This window comes from Synechococcus sp. GFB01 (genome assembly GCF_001039265.1).
Lineage (GTDB): Bacteria > Cyanobacteriota > Cyanobacteriia > PCC-6307 > Cyanobiaceae > NIES-981.
On record NZ_LFEK01000045.1, the window covers coordinates 1 to 15,863 of the forward strand.

The 15,863-nt window shown below is 69.9% G+C and carries 15 protein-coding genes and 1 pseudogene; 14 read left to right on the top strand and 2 right to left on the bottom strand.

Annotated elements, in window-relative coordinates; all coding sequences use genetic code 11:
- On the top strand, positions 1-375 hold a 375-nt coding region (locus tag SYNGFB01_RS06995; RefSeq protein WP_235299979.1), incomplete at its 5' end, for a hypothetical protein.
- Entirely contained in the window at positions 372-2,090 is a 1,719-nt protein-coding gene (locus tag SYNGFB01_RS07000) for an AarF/ABC1/UbiB kinase family protein (protein ID WP_048017489.1), read from the top strand. The genes SYNGFB01_RS06995 and SYNGFB01_RS07000, both read left to right, overlap by 4 nt.
- 8 nt (positions 2,091-2,098) lie before the next feature.
- On the opposite strand, the gene eno is transcribed toward SYNGFB01_RS07000, so the two are convergent.
- A complete protein-coding gene (gene eno, locus SYNGFB01_RS07005; protein WP_048017490.1) occupies positions 2,099-3,394 on the bottom strand; it encodes a phosphopyruvate hydratase in 1,296 nt (431 codons plus the stop codon).
- A gap of 144 nt (positions 3,395-3,538) precedes the next feature.
- Between eno and gloA the strand changes: the two genes are divergently transcribed.
- The 8 genes and pseudogenes from gloA to rplL all read left to right on the top strand — a co-directional run bounded on the left by gloA (position 3,539) and on the right by rplL (position 10,284).
- Complete coding sequence (gene gloA, locus SYNGFB01_RS07010; protein WP_048017491.1) at positions 3,539-3,943, top strand: lactoylglutathione lyase; 405 nt, start codon at positions 3,539-3,541, stop codon at positions 3,941-3,943.
- Between the two features lie 13 nt (positions 3,944-3,956).
- Positions 3,957-6,710: pseudogene (locus SYNGFB01_RS07015) on the top strand (ATP-dependent Clp protease ATP-binding subunit).
- Between the two features lie 120 nt (positions 6,711-6,830).
- The gene (secE, locus tag SYNGFB01_RS07020) at positions 6,831-7,055 is read left to right on the top strand and encodes a preprotein translocase subunit SecE (RefSeq protein ID WP_048017492.1); all 225 of its coding nucleotides are present in this window, start codon (positions 6,831-6,833) and stop codon (positions 7,053-7,055) included.
- Positions 7,056-7,110: 55 nt separating this feature from the next.
- The gene (gene nusG / locus SYNGFB01_RS07025; protein WP_048017493.1) at positions 7,111-7,746 is read left to right on the top strand and encodes a transcription termination/antitermination protein NusG; all 636 of its coding nucleotides are present in this window, start codon (positions 7,111-7,113) and stop codon (positions 7,744-7,746) included.
- A gap of 103 nt (positions 7,747-7,849) precedes the next feature.
- The gene (gene rplK, locus SYNGFB01_RS07030) at positions 7,850-8,275 is read left to right on the top strand and encodes a 50S ribosomal protein L11 (protein WP_048017494.1); all 426 of its coding nucleotides are present in this window, start codon (positions 7,850-7,852) and stop codon (positions 8,273-8,275) included.
- 101 nt (positions 8,276-8,376) lie between these two features.
- Positions 8,377-9,084, top strand: coding sequence for a 50S ribosomal protein L1 (gene rplA, locus SYNGFB01_RS07035; protein ID WP_048017495.1), 708 nt, complete (start codon positions 8,377-8,379; stop codon positions 9,082-9,084).
- A gap of 246 nt (positions 9,085-9,330) precedes the next feature.
- The gene (gene rplJ / locus SYNGFB01_RS07040) at positions 9,331-9,855 is read left to right on the top strand and encodes a 50S ribosomal protein L10 (protein ID WP_048017496.1); all 525 of its coding nucleotides are present in this window, start codon (positions 9,331-9,333) and stop codon (positions 9,853-9,855) included.
- Positions 9,856-9,894: 39 nt separating this feature from the next.
- On the top strand, positions 9,895-10,284 hold the full coding sequence (rplL, locus tag SYNGFB01_RS07045; RefSeq protein ID WP_048017497.1) for a 50S ribosomal protein L7/L12: 390 nt from the start codon (positions 9,895-9,897) through the stop codon (positions 10,282-10,284).
- 255 nt (positions 10,285-10,539) lie between these two features.
- On the opposite strand, the gene SYNGFB01_RS07050 is transcribed toward rplL, so the two are convergent.
- Positions 10,540-11,325, bottom strand: coding sequence for a DUF3747 domain-containing protein (locus SYNGFB01_RS07050; protein WP_048017498.1), 786 nt, complete (start codon positions 11,323-11,325; stop codon positions 10,540-10,542).
- A gap of 70 nt (positions 11,326-11,395) precedes the next feature.
- Here SYNGFB01_RS07050 and SYNGFB01_RS07055 point away from each other — a divergent pair, with 70 nt between their 5' ends.
- From SYNGFB01_RS07055 to SYNGFB01_RS07075, 4 genes are all read left to right on the top strand, one after another.
- Complete coding sequence (locus SYNGFB01_RS07055) at positions 11,396-12,205, top strand: ribonuclease H (protein ID WP_048017499.1); 810 nt, start codon at positions 11,396-11,398, stop codon at positions 12,203-12,205.
- Complete coding sequence (locus tag SYNGFB01_RS07060) at positions 12,206-13,381, top strand: quinone-dependent dihydroorotate dehydrogenase (protein ID WP_048017500.1); 1,176 nt, start codon at positions 12,206-12,208, stop codon at positions 13,379-13,381.
- A 948-nt stretch (positions 13,382-14,329) separates the two neighbouring features.
- The gene (locus tag SYNGFB01_RS07070) at positions 14,330-15,070 is read left to right on the top strand and encodes a PilN domain-containing protein (protein ID WP_082325919.1); all 741 of its coding nucleotides are present in this window, start codon (positions 14,330-14,332) and stop codon (positions 15,068-15,070) included.
- Positions 15,071-15,090: 20 nt separating this feature from the next.
- Positions 15,091-15,863: hypothetical protein (locus tag SYNGFB01_RS07075; RefSeq protein WP_152669570.1), on the top strand; the 773-nt coding region annotated here is incomplete at its 3' end.

The window sequence follows — 15,863 nt, forward strand, 5'->3', positions numbered from 1 at the left end:
CCGCAGCGGTGGCCTGGTGGAAGCGCCGCCCCCGCCCGTGCTGCCGCCTCCGGAGGTGCCATGACCGCTCCCCAGACCCTGATGCAGGCGGCCCTTTCCAGGCTCGGTGCCCGCCTCGGCAGCGGCCTGGTGGATGCCGCCGCCAACCTGGCCCTGCTGGCCCAGGACGCGCCGGAGAAGGCCCGGCAGGAGCTGGAGCTGTTCTGGCAGGAGGTGCGGCAGGAGGCTGAGCGCCTGGAACGTGAGCAGGCCGACACGGCGTCGCACGGTCAGGCCGACGCGGCCCCGGGCGGCGGCGCCGACCTGCAGGACCAGATCGATGCCCTGCGTGCCCGGGTGGCGGCGCTCTCCCGCCGACTGGATCAGCGCCCGTGATCCGTCGCCCGTTGCGCATCTGGTGGCTGGCCGTGCGGCTGGCCCTCGTGCTCTGGTGGGACGGCCAGCGCTGGACCTACCCGGGCGGTTTCACGCCGCAGCGGCGGGCCCGCCGGGCGAGCCGGGTGGCCCGCTGGCTCACCCAGCAGTTTCTCGAGCTTGGCTCGGCCTTCATCAAGCTCGGTCAGCTGCTCTCGGCGCGGCCGGATGTGCTGCCCGCCGAGCTGGTGGAGGAGCTGGCCCAGCTGCAGGACAGAGTGCCGGCCTTCCCTTTCGCCGTGGTGCAGGACCTGCTGCAGCAGGAACTGGGAGAGCGCTGCGCCGAGATCATCGATCTGCAGGAGGAAGCGCTCGGCTCGGCCAGCCTGGCCCAGGTGCACCGCGCCAGCCTGCGCAGCGGCCGCCAGGTGGTGCTCAAGGTGCAGCGGCCCGGACTGGAGCGATTGTTCCGGCTCGATCTGGAGGTGATGCAGCAGGTGGCGGCCGTGGTGCAGCGCCATCCCCGCTGGGGGCAGGGGCGCGACTGGGTGGCCATCGCCCAGGAATGCCGGCGGGTGCTGCTGCGGGAGCTGGATTTCCGCCTCGAAGCCCAGCATGCCGCCCGCTTCCGTCAGCAGTTCCTCGACGATCCCGGCATCCGGATTCCCGCCGTGGTGTGGGAACTCAGCGGCCGGCGGGTGCTCTGCCTCGACTACGTGCCCGGCATCAAGATCACCGACCGGCCTGCCCTGCTGGAGGCCGGCATCGATCCGGCGGCGGTCGCCGAGAAGGGGGCCGCCAGCTATCTGCAGCAGCTGGTGCGCTTCGGCTTCTTCCACGCCGATCCCCACCCCGGCAATCTGGCCGTGGCGCGCGACGGCGCCCTCATCTACTACGACTTCGGCATGATGGGGCAGCTCTCGGGGCGGCTCCGCTCCCGCCTCGGTCGCATGGTGCGCGCGGCGGCGTCGCGCGATGCCGTCGCCCTGGTGCGTGAGCTGCAGGAGGCGGGGGTGATCGCCGCGGGCATCGACCCCGGCCCCGTGCGCAGGCTGGTGCGGGTGATGCTCAACGAGGCGCTGACGCCCCCCTTCACCGCCAACGTGATCGAGAAGCTCTCCGGCGATCTCTACGACCTGGTCTACGGCCAGCCGTTCCGGGTGCCGGCCGAGCTGATCTTCGTGATGCGGGCCCTCTCCACATTCGAGGGGGTGGGCCGGAGCCTCGACCCCGGCTTTAGCCTGGTTTCGATCGCCCGCCCCTACCTCCTTCCCCTGATGACAGCGAGTGGCGGCGGCGCCCCGGGCAGCGGCTCGAGCGCCAATCAACTGATCAGCGAGCTCACCCGCCAGGCCACGGAGGTGGGCAGCAGGGCCCTGGGCATCCCCCGCCGCCTCGACGAGAGCCTGGCGCGGATCGAGCAGGGCGATCTGCAGGTGCAGATCCGTGCCGGCGAAACCGATCGCCTGCTGCGCCGCCTGGCCCTGGCCCAGCAGAGCGCCGGCCAGTCGATGCTGCTGGCCGGTCTGGCGGTGGCGGCGGCCCTGCTGGCCGTCAGCAGCCGTCCGGCTCTCGTGGCCGTGCCCCTGGTGCTGGCCGCACCGGTCGGTCTGACCTGGCTGAAGCTGCAGGCCAGGCTGAAGCGCGAGGGTCGACTCGATCAGCTGCCCGGCGTGGTGGGGGGCGGTTCGTCTCCCGGGTTTACAGCCGACGCTTCAGCCGCCGAGCAGTCCTGATCACCGGATCAGGCAGCCTTGCCGCGCGGACCCCGGTCCTCGGCGCCGGCGTAGATCGCCTGGCTGCCGAGCTCGTCCTCGATGCGCAGCAGCTGGTTGTACTTCGCCACGCGCTCGCTGCGGCTCAGCGAGCCGGTCTTGATCTGGCCTGCCCGGGTGGCCACGGCCAGATCGGCGATGGTGGTGTCCTCGGTTTCGCCGGAGCGGTGCGAGATCACGCTGGTGTAGCCGGCCCGGCCCGCCAGATCGATCGCCTGCAGGGTTTCGGTGAGCGAGCCGATCTGGTTCACCTTGATCAGGATCGAGTTGGCCACGCCCAGGTCGATGCCGCGCTGCAGCCGGCTGGTGTTGGTCACGAACAGGTCGTCGCCGACCAGCTGCACGGTCTTGCCCAGCTTCTCGGTGAGCAGGGCCCAGCCTTCCCAGTCGTCCTCGGCAATGCCGTCCTCGATCGACACGATCGGGAAGCGGTTCACCAGCGCCGCCAGCTGATCCACCATCTCGGCGCTGGTGTAGCTGCCGCCGTCGAAGGCGTAGCGGCCATCGCTGAAGAATTCGGTGCTGGCCACATCCAGGGCCAGGGAGATCTGATCGCCGGGGCGGTAGCCGGCCTTCTCGATCGCCTGCACCAGCAGCTCGCCCGCCTCCACATTGCCCAGATCGGGCGCGAAGCCGCCCTCGTCGCCCACGGCGGTGCTCAGCCCCCTGTCCTTGAGGAGGCCCTTGAGCACGTGGAACACCTCNGTGCCCATGCGCAGCGNCTCGCGGAAGCTCGGCGCGCCGTGGGGCACCAGCATGAACTCCTGAAAATCGAGGCTGTTGGCCGCGTGGGCGCCGCCGTTGATCACGTTCATCAGCGGCACCGGCAGCAGGGTGGCCATCGGGCCGCCCAGATAGCGGTACAGGGGCAGGCCCACGCCCGCGGCAGCGGCCCGGGCCGTCGCCAGACTCACCGCCAGGATGGCGTTGGCGCCCAGGGCCGACTTGTTGTCGGAGCCGTCGAGCTCGATCATCGCCGCATCCACGGCTGCCTGATCCAGCGCGCTCAGGCCGCACAGGGCCGGCGCGATCCGCTCCTCGATGTTGGTCACCGCCTGCAGCACACCCTTGCCGGCGTAGCGGGTGCCCCCGTCGCGCAGCTCGTGGGCCTCGTGGGCGCCGGTGCTGGCCCCGCTGGGCACCATGGCGCGACCCACCGCGCCCCCTTCCAGCATCACTTCCGCTTCCACCGTGGGTGTGCCGCGGGAATCCAGCACCTCCCGGGCCACCACGGTGTCGATGACGAGGTCGAGGGAATCGATCACGGGATGAAGCCCTTTGCGCGTGCTATGTGGGCAGGATCCTATGGGTCACCCCCGCCGGCCCCGCAGTGCCGGCTGGTACCGCCCGGGCCCGTGATCGCCACAATGGGATTTCAACTCCATGGGCCAACCACCGGGACCGGGGCGATGCGACTGCTGCACACCATGCTGCGCGTGGGCGACCTGGAGCGCTCGCTGGCCTTCTACACCGATCTGCTCGGCATGCGGCTGCTGCGCCGCAAGGATTACCCCGGCGGGCGCTTCACCCTGGCCTTCGTGGGCTACGGCGACGAGAGCGACCACACCGTGCTGGAGCTCACCCACAACTGGGATACCGACGCTTACGAGATCGGCACCGGCTATGGCCACATCGCCCTGGGTGTCGATGACATCCACGCCGTGTGCGACGCGATCCGCGCCAAGGGCGGCCGGGTGGTGCGCGAGCCCGGACCGATGCAGCACGGCAGCACGGTGATCGCCTTCGTGGAGGATCCGGATGGCTACAAGGTGGAGCTGATCGAGCTCACCTCACGCGCCGAACCGGCTGCCTGAGCCTTCTCCCTGCATGGTTGCCTCCCCACCGCCCGCCGCCTCGCTCACCGGCGATCCCGAACGCTTCAGCACCGACGCCTGGGAGCTGCTGTTGGCCAGCCAGGACACGGCGCGGCGCTGGCGGCACGAGACCATGGATGTGGAGCACCTGCTCCAGACCCTGCTGCTGGATCGGCGCTTCGAGCGGTGGCTGGCCCCGCTGGACCTCGACAGCGACCGCCTCCTCGATCGGCTCGAGGCCTTCTGCGCCGAGCAGCCCACGACCCGCGGCTCCGAGCTCTACATCGGCGATGCGCTCGAGGATCTGCTGGAGTCGGCCGATCGGTTGCGGGCCGCCTGGGGCTCCCGCCAGATCGATCTGCCCCATCTCCTGCTGGCCTTGCTGGAGGACGCCCCGCATCGGCGCCGCCCTCATGGCCGCCGAGGGCCTCGACGAGGAGCGGCTGATGCGTCGGCTGCGGCCTTTGCCGCCGGCCCCAGCCGCCCCGGCTGCGCCCCCTGCGGCGGCGGTCCCGATTTCCGCGGCGGCGCCGCTTGTCGACGACTGGATCGACAGCCGCGCCCCGGACGCCATGTCGGCTGCCGCCGCCGCTGCCCCCGCTGCCCCCGCCGCGCCGGTGCCTCCCGCGGAAGGGCCCGAGCCCACGGCGCTGGAGCGCTACGGCCGCGACCTCACCGCCGCTGCCCGGGCCGGCGAGCTCGATCCGGTGATCGGTCGCGACGCCGAGATCCGTCGGCTGATCCAGGTGCTCTCGCGCCGCAGCAAGAACAACCCGGTGCTGATCGGTGAGCCCNGCGTCGGCAAGNCCGCCGTGGCCGAGCTGCTCGNCCCAGCGGATCGAGGCGGGCGAGGTNCCCCGAGGCCCTGCGCGGCCAGCGGCTCGTGGCGCTGGATCTCGGCGCCCTGATCGCCGGGGCGAAGTTCCGCGGCCAGTTCGAGGAGCGCCTGCGCAGCGTGCTCGCGGAGGTGCGCGAGGCCGATCAGGGCGTGATCCTGTTCATCGATGAGCTGCACACGGTGGTGAGCAGCGACCGTTCCAGCGCCGATGCCGGCAGCATCCTCAAGCCCGCCCTGGCCCGCGGCGAGCTGCGCTGCATCGGGGCCACCACGCCGGAGGAGTACCGCCGCAACCTGGAGAAGGATCCGGCCCTGGAGCGCCGCTTCCAGCAGGTGCTGATCCGCGAGCCGGCGCCCGACACCTGTGTGGAGATCCTGCGCGGCCTCAAGGAGCGCTACGAACTGCACCATGGCGTGACGATCCGCGATGACGCCCTGGTGGCGGCGGCACGGCTGGCGAGCCGCTACATCGCCGACCGCTGCCTTCCCGATTCCGCCATCGACCTGATCGACGAGGCCGCTGCCCAGCTGCGCATGGAGATGACCTCCAAACCGCTGCCGGTGGAGCAGGCCGAAGCCGAGCTGCGCCGGGTGGAGCTGGCCCTGCTGGCGGCCGAACAGGCCCCGGAGTCGGAAAGGCTGGCTCTGCAGCAGCAGCGCCGCCGGGCCACCGAGGCCCTGCGACTGCTGCAGGAGCGGTGGCAGTCAGAGCGCGAACGGCTGGCGGAGCTCCGCGAACTGCTGCAGCAGGACGAGGACCTGCGCCATGCCATCGCCGAGGCCGAGCGGGACGGTGATCTCGAGGAGGCGGCTCGGCTGCAGTACGACCAGCTGCATGGCCTGCAGCAGCGGCGCGCCGACCTCGAGGCGGCGATGCAGCGCGACACGATGCTGCGCGAGCAGGTGGAACCGGGCGACATCGCCGATGTGGTGGCCCGCTGGACCGGCATCCCCGTGCAGCGACTGCTGGCCGGCGAGCGTCAGAAGCTTCTGGAACTCGAGGCACGCCTGGGAGAGCGGGTGATCGGCCAGCCGGAGGCGGTGGCGGCGGTGGCGGCGGCGATCCGCCNGGCCCGTGCCGGCATGCAGGCCCCCACGCNGCCGGTGGGCTCGTTCCTGTTCCTCGGCCCCACCGGCGTGGGCAAGACCGAGCTGGCCAAGGCCCTGGCGGCGGCCCTGTTCGACGACGACGACGNCCTGGTGCGGCTCGACATGAGCGAATTCATGGAGCGCAACGCCGTGGCTCGCCTGGTGGGGGCGCCGCCCGGCTACGTGGGCTACGAGGAGGGTGGGCAGCTCACCGAGGCGGTGCGCCGCCGTCCCTATGCCGTGCTGCTGCTCGACGAGGTCGAGAAGGCCCACCCCGAGGTGTTCAACCTGCTGCTGCAGGTGCTCGATGACGGCCGCCTCACCGACTCCCAGGGGCGCACCGTGGATTTCCGCCACACCGTGGTGATCATGACCAGCAACCTGGCCAGCCGGGCGATCCTGGAGAACGCCCGCCGCGGCGAACCGGCCGGCGCCCCCCCCACCGACTCCCCCGGCGCCACCGATGCCGGGCTTGATCAGCAGATCGATCAGGCCCTGGCCAGCCACTTCCGGCCGGAATTCCTCAACCGCATCGACGAGGTGATCCGCTTCCGCCCCCTGGGCCGCGAGGATCTGCAGCGGATCGTGCGGCTGCAGCTGGCCGAGCTGGCGTCCCTGCTGGCCGAGCAGCAGCTCGCGCTGGAGGTGGACGAGCCGGTGGTGGCGGCCCTGGCGGAGCAGGGTTACGAGCCCGAATACGGGGCCCGGCCATTGCGGCGGGTGCTGCGCCGCCGCATCGAGAATCCGCTGGCCACGGAACTCCTGGCCGAGCGCTTCAGCGGTGCGCGGGGCGTGCGGGTGACGGCGGGGGAGCCGCTTCGCTTCGAGCCCCTCGGGTAGGGTGTTGGATTGGCATGGTGCGCCAGCCAGCATCAGGCCTGACGATCCCTCCCGCTCAACCCCTCCCAAACCACCCCAGGAGAGCCCGGCCCCGTGGAGCCCGACCCCACTCCCACTTCCGTGTCCTCTGCTGCGTCGAGCGCTGCAGCCCAGGCCGAGCCGGTGCCGCAGGNCGGGGGCTTTGCCGCCGATACGCTGGCGGAGCTGCGCAAGGTGGTGTGGCCCAGCCGCCAGCAGCTGTTCAGTGAGTCGCTGGCGGTGATCCTGATGGTGGGTCTGTCGGCCGCGGCGATCGCCGCCATCGACCGCTTCTACAGCTGGGCGTCCGCCCGGGTGTTCGGCTGACTTCCGTTCCCTTCGCGCGTTTCCGTTCTTGAGNCCCGTGTCCGACCCCCTGTCGATGACCCCGCCCGAAGCCGCCGACGCCGCTCCCGAGGTGCTGGAGCTGCCGGGTGCCGAGGCCGAGAAACCCCAGATCGCCCGCTGGTACGCGGTACAGGTGGCCTCCAGCTGCGAGAAGAAGGTGAAGGCCACGCTGGAGCAGCGCGCGGTCACCCTGGGCGTGGACAACCGCATTCTCGAAATCGAGATCCCCCAGACCCCTGGGGTGAAGCTCAAGAAGGACGGCAGCCGCACCAGCACCGAGGAGAAGGTGTTCCCCGGCTATGTGCTGGTGCNGATGGTGCTCGATGAAGACACGATGATGGCGGTGCGCAGCACCCCCAACGTGATCAATTTCGTGGGGGCCGAGGATCGCCGCGGCACCGGCAAGGNCCGCGGGCACATCAANCCCCGGCCGCTCAGCCGCACCGAGGTCGACCGCATCTTCAAGCGGGCGGCCGAGAAGAAGCCCGTGGTGAAGGTCGATCTCACCGAGGGCGACCAGATCCTGGTCACCGCCGGACCGTTCAAGGACTTCCAGGGCGAGGTGATCGAGGTGTCGGCCGAGCGCAGCAAGCTCAAGGCCCTGCTCTCGATCTTCGGCCGGGAGACGCCGGTGGAGCTGGAGTTTTCCCAGATCAGCAAGCAGAGCTAGGCCCCCCGGCCCGGCTCAGCGGCCGCTTCCCTGCGGAGGGCGGCCGTCTTCGACCCGCCTCCCCTTCCACGGAGGCGATCCGCAGTTTCCCGACGCACAGACGATGGCCAAGAAAGTCGTTGCCGTGATCAAGCTGGCGCTTGATGCCGGCAAAGCCAACCCCGCACCGCCGGTGGGCCCCGCCCTCGGCCAGCACGGGGTCAACATCATGGCGTTCTGCAAGGAGTACAACGCCCGCACCCAGGACAAGGCCGGNTTTGTGATTCCGGTGGAGATCTCGGTCTTCGAAGACCGCAGCTTCACCTTCATCCTCAAGACCCCGCCCGCCTCGGTGCTGATCTCCAAGGCCGCCGGCATCGAGAANGGCGCCGCCACCTCCGCCAAGGGGTCGGTGGGTGCCATTTCCCGTGCCCAGCTCGAGGAGATCGCCAAGACCAAGCTGCCCGACCTCAACTGCACCAGCGTGGAGTCGGCCATGCGCATCATCGAAGGCACCGCCCGCAACATGGGCGTCGCCGTGAACGACTGAGGCTTCGGCCTCAGCCCATCCCACCCCATCCCATCCATCGGGGGAGATCCAGCCGGCCCCGCGGGGCCTCGAGCCTGAATCGCCCGCACCCCATTCCTGCCATGCCCAAAGTTTCCAAGCGCTATTCCGACCTCGCCGCCAGGGTCGAGGACAAGGCCTACACCCCCCTGGAGGCCATCGAACTGGTGAAAGCCAACGCCAACGCCAAGTTCGATGAAACGATCGAAGCCCATGTGCGTCTGGGCATCGATCCCAAATACACCGACCAGCAGCTGCGCACCACCGTGGCTCTGCCCCACGGCACGGGTCAGTCGATCCGCATCGCCGTGATCGCCCGTGGTGAGGCGGTGGCCGCCGCCAAGGCCGCCGGTGCCGACCTGGCCGGTGACGACGATCTGGTGGAAGAGATCGCCGGAGGCCAGATGGACTTCGACCTGCTGATCGCCACGCCGGACATGATGCCCAAGGTGGCGAAGCTGGGTCGTGTGCTCGGTCCGCGCGGCCTGATGCCCAACCCCAAGGCCGGTACCGTGACCACCGACCTGGCCGGCGCGATCGCCGAATTCAAGGCCGGCAAGCTGGAGTTCCGCGCCGACCGCAGCGGCATCGTGCATGTGCGCTTCGGCAAGGCCAGCTTCGATGCGACCAAGCTGCTGGAGAACCTCAAGGCCCTGCAGGAAACCATTGACCGCAACAAGCCCAGCGGCGCCAAGGGCCGCTACTGGCGTTCGCTCTACGTGACCTCCACCATGGGCCCTTCGGTGCAGGTGGATTTCTCGGCCCTGCAGGACCTCAAGCAGGAAGCCTGAAGCCGCTGCTGTAAGGTTGTGGGCTGGCTACGGCCAGACAGGGCACGCGCCCTGCCCAAGACAGCAGGTGGGTGAATACCCGTAAGTCCTGCCGAGGTCCACGCGACAGGTTTGGTTCTCCGCGCCGTTCCGTCAGGAATGGGGTCGGGCGTTGAACAGGCCGCGGCCTCGAGCCCTTCCCTCGTTCGAGCGGGGGGCGTCAGGGGCCGCGTACCCGGCTTGTTCCCCCGATCCGTTCCGTTTCCCATGGGCCGTACGCTGGAGAACAAGCAACAGATCGTCGAAGAGCTCAAGGGGCTCCTCGGCGAGGCCGAAATGGCGCTGGTCCTTGATTTCAAGGGCCTGTCCATCAAGGAGATGTCTGATCTGCGGACCCGTCTGCAGGCCAGCAACGGTGTGTGCAAGGTGACCAAAAACACCTTGATGCGCCGGGCCATTGATGGCAACAGCGCCTGGTCGGAACTCGATTCCCTGCTCACCGGCACCAACGCCTTCGTGCTCGTCAAGGGCGACGTGGGTGGTGCCGTGAAGGCCGTGCAGTCCTTTCAGAAGGACACGAAGAAGTCGGAGGTGAAGGGCGGCCTGTTCGAAGGCAAGCTCCTCTCCCAGAACGACATCAAGGCCATCGGGGATCTGCCCTCCAAGGAGGTGCTCATGGCCCAGATCGCCGGTGCGATCAACGCCGTGGCCACCAAACTGGCCGTGGGCATCAACGAGGTTCCGTCCGGTCTCGCCCGGGCGCTCAAGCAGCACGCCGAAAGCGACAGCTGAGCTCTAGCGACATCCCCTTTCTGTTGCTGATTCCCAACCATGTCTGCTACTACCGACAACATTCTTGAACAGCTGAAGACCCTCTCGCTGCTGGAAGCCTCCGAGCTTGTCAAGCAGATCGAAGAGGCCTTCGGAGTCTCCGCCGCCGCTTCCGCCGGCGTGGTGATGGCCGCTCCGGCCGCCGGTGCCGCCGCCGCTGAGACCGTTGAGGAGAAGACCGAGTTCGATGTGATCCTCGACNGCTTCGATGCCGCCGCCAAGATCAAGGTGCTCAAGGCCGTGCGCGAGGCCACCGGCCTCGGCCTCGGCGAAGCCAAGGCCCTGGTCGAAGCCGCTCCCAAGGCGGTGAAGGAAGGCATCTCCAAGGCCGATGCCGAGACCCTCAAGAAGGCCATCGAAGAGGCCGGCGGCAAGGTCACCATCAAGTGATCCGCCGCTGAGCGCAGTCACCGGCCCCTGCGGGGGCCGGTTTTTGATGTGTCCCCGCCAGCTGCAGACTGGCCAAAAAAAAAAGCCCCGCCGAAGGCGGGGCCTGGGGTTTGGAACGCTGCTCCGGAGTCTGTCCTCGTTTCGACCCGGAGCGGTCGTTCCGCACTCCTCACACAAACGGACCTTAAGAGCCAGGGATGGAGCCGTCGAGGGCTGGGGTGCCTCTCCTTCAACTGGCACCCCAGCTCTGGTGTGTCAGTCGCGATAGGGGACCACCTGCAGCGCGATCACGCCGCCGATGCCGGAGTCGCCGATCCGCTCGGCATAGCCGATTCGCTCGGCATAGCCGATTCGCTCGGCGGGGCTGCTGCGGCGTGGCTGGCTGGTGACGGGAGGAGGCGGCAGAGCCGGCCCTGCCAGCAGGGTGCCGTTGCTGGAGGCCTTGGCGAGCAGCAACGGCAGTGGATCGCCGTTGCTCAGGTAGAGGTGGCTGAGGCGNCGGCCNTCGTAACTGCGTTGCTCCAGGCCCCAGCCGGGCTGGAACTCCAGCGGCACGAGCTGGCCTTCAGGAGGGGCCGACTCGGGGATCGGCGCACTGGCCACCACGAGCGGCGCGGCGGCCTGGGGGCTGGAGGCCTGCAGCTGGAGCTGGCCGCCGTCAGCCTCGAGCCGCAGCCGCCAGGAGCTGGTCAGATCCGTGCCGTTCACCCGCAGCGAGTAGGCGCTGCTGGAGCTGTGGCGACCGCAGAGGACTGGGTTGGTCACGCTGTCGGTGACGTTCACCAGCCCGCCAGCATCCTGGCGCTGCCAGCAGGGGGTGGTTTCCTGGAGCTGCTCCAGCAGGACCAGGGTCCAGCGGTTGCCCGCCAGAGGCTGGGCGAGGGCGATGAACCGATCGGCCGGCACGGGTTCGCTGCCGAACAGGGTCCTGGCCAGGGCATGCTGACCGGCGAGGGCCAGGGCGATGCCGGAGGCGGCCATGCCGGCTGCCACGAGGTAGGGTCGGCGGAAGCGCGGATCCTGAATGCGAGGAGACGCCATGGGCAGGGGGAGACCTGAGTGGCCGTCGCGAACGTAAATCGTTCTTTAGCGAACATTCGGGGGTTGTCCAGTGGCCAGTGAGACGGTGCGGGTGGTGGCTGCGGCCTGCGACGGTGCCTGCAGCGGCAACCCCGGGCCCGGTGGCTGGGGGGCGCTGCTGCGGTTCGAGAACGGCGCCGTGCACGAAATGGGGGGAGCCGAGCGGGCCACCACCAACAACCGCATGGAGCTCACCGCCGCCCTGGCGCTGCTCGAGACCCTCAAGGACCTGCCGCGTCATCCCGACCTGGTGATCCGCACCGACAGCCGCTACCTGATCGATGGCCTGAGCACCTGGCTGCCCGCCTGGAAGCGTCGGGGCTGGCGGACCGCTTCCGGCGGGGCCGTGCTCAACCGCGATCTGTGGGAGCAGCTCGATCGCGCCCGCCTGGCGGATGTGTCGCTGCAGCACGTGCGGGGCCACAGCGGCGATCCCGACAACGAGCGCTGCGATGCGATCGCGGTGGCCTTCTCGCGCGGTCAGCTGCCCGAGCTGGCGGCCGGGGAGGTACTGGCCACGGCCAGGCTGGAGGCCGACGTGCCACCCGGGCCGGCTCCGACTCCAGCCCCAGCTCCGGCTGCTGAACTGGCTGGCGAACCGGCACCGCCGGCGCTGCAGCGGCTGCTCAGCCGCCTCGAGCTGGCCGATCGCTTGGCGGAGCGGGGTTACAGCCTGAGCCTCGTGGAGCTGGCCCAGCTGGTGGAGCTGCCGGTGCGGCAGCTGGAGCAGCGTCGGGAGGCCTGGCCCTGGCGCGACTGGCTTGTGAAGCCGCAGGTGGATGGCCACTGGCGTCTGGAGCGCCACGCGGGAGGATTGGATCGAGGCGAGGCGGCGGGCTAGATGGCGGCTGACACGGCAGCGGGGAGCGGCACCGGCCGCCTCTACAGCCAGCTGGTGGGTCCGCTGCTGGCCCGCGACGATGGAGCCGACGCCGAGCAGCTCAGCCAGTTCACCCTGGCGGCCCTGGCTCAGGCTTCGCTGCGGCGCGACTGGCCCGGGGTGAGCGGCGTGCTGGCGGGGCTGGCGGCTGAACTTCAGTGGCGTGATCCGCGCCTGGAGCAGACCCTGTTCGGCTGCCGCTTCGCGAACCCGGTGGGTCTGGCGGCCGGGTTCGACAAGAACGCCGTGGCGGCGGGGATCTGGCACTGCTTCGGCTTCGGCTTCGCCGAGCTCGGCACCGTGACCTGGCAGGCCCAGCCGGGCAACCCGCGGCCGCGGCTCTTCCGGCTGGCGGCGGAGCGCGCGGCCCTCAACCGCATGGGCTTCAACAATGCCGGCGCGGAGGCGGTGCGGCGGACCCTCGAGCGCCAGCGGCTGGCGCCTCCGGGGCAGCGGCCGGCGGTTCTGGGCATCAATCTCGGCAAGTCGAAGATCACCCCCCTGGAGCTGGCCCCGGATGACTACGCCAGCTCCCTGGAGCTGCTGGCCCCCCTGGCCGACTACGCCGTGATCAATGTGAGCTCACCCAATACCCCCGGGCTGCGGGATCTGCAGGAGGAGTCGCTGCTGCGACGGCTGGTGGAGCGGCTGCGGCGCCTGTCGGGCTGTCCGCCGCTGCTCGTGAAGATCGCGCCGGATCTGGAGGATGACGCCATCGACGCGATCGCCAGGCTGGCCTATGAGGAGGGGCTGGCCGGCGTGATCGCGGTGAACACCAGCCTCGATCGGCTGGGTTTGGAGCAGCGCCGCCTCGCGCAGACCGGCCGCAGCCTGGCGGAGGAAGCCGGTGGCCTCAGCGGCCGCCCCCTGAGACCGCGGGCCCTCGAGGTGTTGCGACGCCTGCGGGCCGCAGCGGGTCCGGCGCTGCCGCTGATCGGCGTGGGCGGCATCGATTCGCCCGAGGCGGCCTGGGAGCGGATCGGGGCCGGGGCCTCGCTGCTGCAGCTCTACACCGGCTGGATCTACGAGGGGCCGCAGCTCGTGCCGCGGATCCTGGAGGGGCTGAGCACGCAGCTGCACCGCCACGGTCTGGCCCATCTCGGCGCGGCTGTCGGGCTGGGGCTTCCATGGCGCTGATCTGCCGATACCCTTCAGGCGATCACGTTGGTGGGCGCAATTGGTTCTCTCAGGCGTGCAGGACACGTGGCAGACCCTGCGGGCAGGCCTGTTCCCGACCCGGGCTGGGCTCGATCTCACCGATCAGCTTGNCGTCGTGCAGTCATTGCCGGCCGTTGGAGCCGCCCCCCGGGAAGCTTCGGTGGTGCCTCTGCCGCCGTCCATCTGCCGGGAGGGCAATCCTCTGCAGATCGAGGCGCTGGGCGATTTCATCGGCGATCTGCTGGTGGAGCAGGGCCGGATCACGTCGCAGCTGGCCGTGGTGCTGCCGCCCGAGGTTTCCCATTGGCGGGTGTTGAGCTGGCCGCTGAAGAACTGGCCTGCGGATCCTGTGGCCCGTCTGCGTCAGATGGCACCGGATCTGGGCCTGCCCTTCCCGCTCGATTCATGCTGGCTCGACCTGGCTCCGTTGCACTGTGACGAAGCCCAGGCGGTGGTCGTGGCGGTGGAGCGGGAGCTGCTGCAGCGCTGGATCGAGGTGTTCGGCATCGCTGGCGTGCAGCTCGATCGCATCGTTCCCAGGCAGTTGGCGTTGATGGTGGGCCTGCAGGAGCGGCTCGAGGCCGCGGACCCGCGCTGCCTGGTGGCGCTGCTTCAGCCGCGGCTCAGGGACCTGCGCCTGCTGGTGTGGCAGGCCGGGGTGNCTGTGTATGAGCGGTTGATCGCCGGGACACCCGATCGTGAGGCGAAGGAGCTGGTCAACAGCCTCACCTTTCTGCGCTCCCAGCGGCGGCTGTCCGACGCTGNCCCTGCAACGCTGCTGATCGACGCCGTGCCCGAAGTCCAGCCCAGACGTCTGGAGACCCTGCAGCAGGATCTGGAGGAGCTTGGCATGGCGATCGAGCCGGTGGACACCGGTGGCTACGGCAGCCTGGCCCTGCGCGGGCTGGCGCAGATGGAGCTGGCGTCATGACCTTGCCTCTCGATCCCGCGCATCGCGTTGACATGCTGCGCGAACGACGCCAGGAGCTGGGGCTGGCCACTCCGGGCGACGTGGTGCTCGAGCAGCGTGAGGTGCTGCGGCGTGGTGGTATCTGGGGGCTGGGCGTGCTCGCCGGGGCTGCCGCCCTGGGACTGCTCGCGACCCTGGGACAGCGACTGGTCAACGTTTCGCTCGTGAAGGCCATGGAGGTGGACGCCCAGATGGCCAGCCTGCAGAACGTCCTCCAGGCCCGCGAGGCCAACTTGCAGCAGCAGCGGGCCGGCAACATCACCCTGGCCAAGGCTCTGGCTGCCATCCCGTCGGCAGCGGCGCTGATGCGAGACCTTCAGGAGCGCGTGCCGGAGGGGGTGCAGCTGACCGAGGTGAAGCGCACCGGCTCCACCGTCACCCTGACCGGTCTGGTGTCGGATCCGGCCAGCTTCGTGCGCCTCAACGTGCTTCAGCTGCAGTTGGCCCAGTCGCCGCTGCTGAGCGAACCGAGGCTGCTCAAGGCCACCCGCGCCACCGGGAGCGACGCCAAAGCCACGGCTGACGTCCAGCCGGTCGCCGCGGCCAGGCCGGCATCCAGCCAGGTGGCCTTCGAGATCCAGGCGCAGGCTCGCGATCTGGCCGCCGATCCCGCCCTGGAGGGCACCCTGGGCCGCCTGGGTGCCCAGGGTCTGATGAAACGCCTGCAGCTGCTGCGCAAGGAGGGACTGCTGCCATGATGCCGAATGTCGAGCAGGCCGTGAGCCTGGAGCCTGCGCTTGCGGAACGTCGCATCGATCGGCGGCTCCTCTTGGGTGCGCCTCTGGCTGCTGGAGGCCTGCTGGCGTTGCTGGTGTTGGGGGGATGGGTGATCCCGACCCTGTGGCGCATCGTCTCCGATCAGCAGCGGCTCGCTGCCGTTGAGAGCAAGCAGCGCCAGGTGCCCGTGCTGCGCAGTCAGCTCAAACAGAGCATGGCGCAGCAGGCGCAGGCCGCTGATGCCGAGCGACGGCTGCTGGGGCTGATCGCCGGCAGTGGCAATGTGTCCACCTTCATGGCCCAGGTGAACCTGGAGGCACTGCGTCATGGCGTGCAGCTCGACGAGCTGCAGCCAGTGGCGGCCGAACCCCAGCCCGCCGGGCAGGGCAAGGCCAAGCCCGCTGCCAAGGAGAAGGCTGCCGACAACGACGCCTGCAGTGCCCTGGCCAAATCGGGCTTCCAGGAGCAGCGCCTCAGCCTTGTGGCCAGCGGTCGCTTCCCCAACCTGATGGCGTTCATGCGGTCGCTGGAGCAGCTCAGCCTGCTGGTGGCGCAGTGCGATCTGACGCTGCAGCAACCGATGCCCCCGGCCGCCGCGGACCCCAAGCCAGCCCCCCCCGCCCGCCGCCGCCGATGCAGGTGCGCTTCGTGCTGTCCCTGTTCGAGAAGGGCAACCAGGGGGCCGCTGCCGCCTCGGCGCAGAAGTGACGCCCGCCTTCGAGAAACGCGTGCAGGCGCTGGCCGCCGCCTCGGCCACCCAACGGCTGGTGGCGG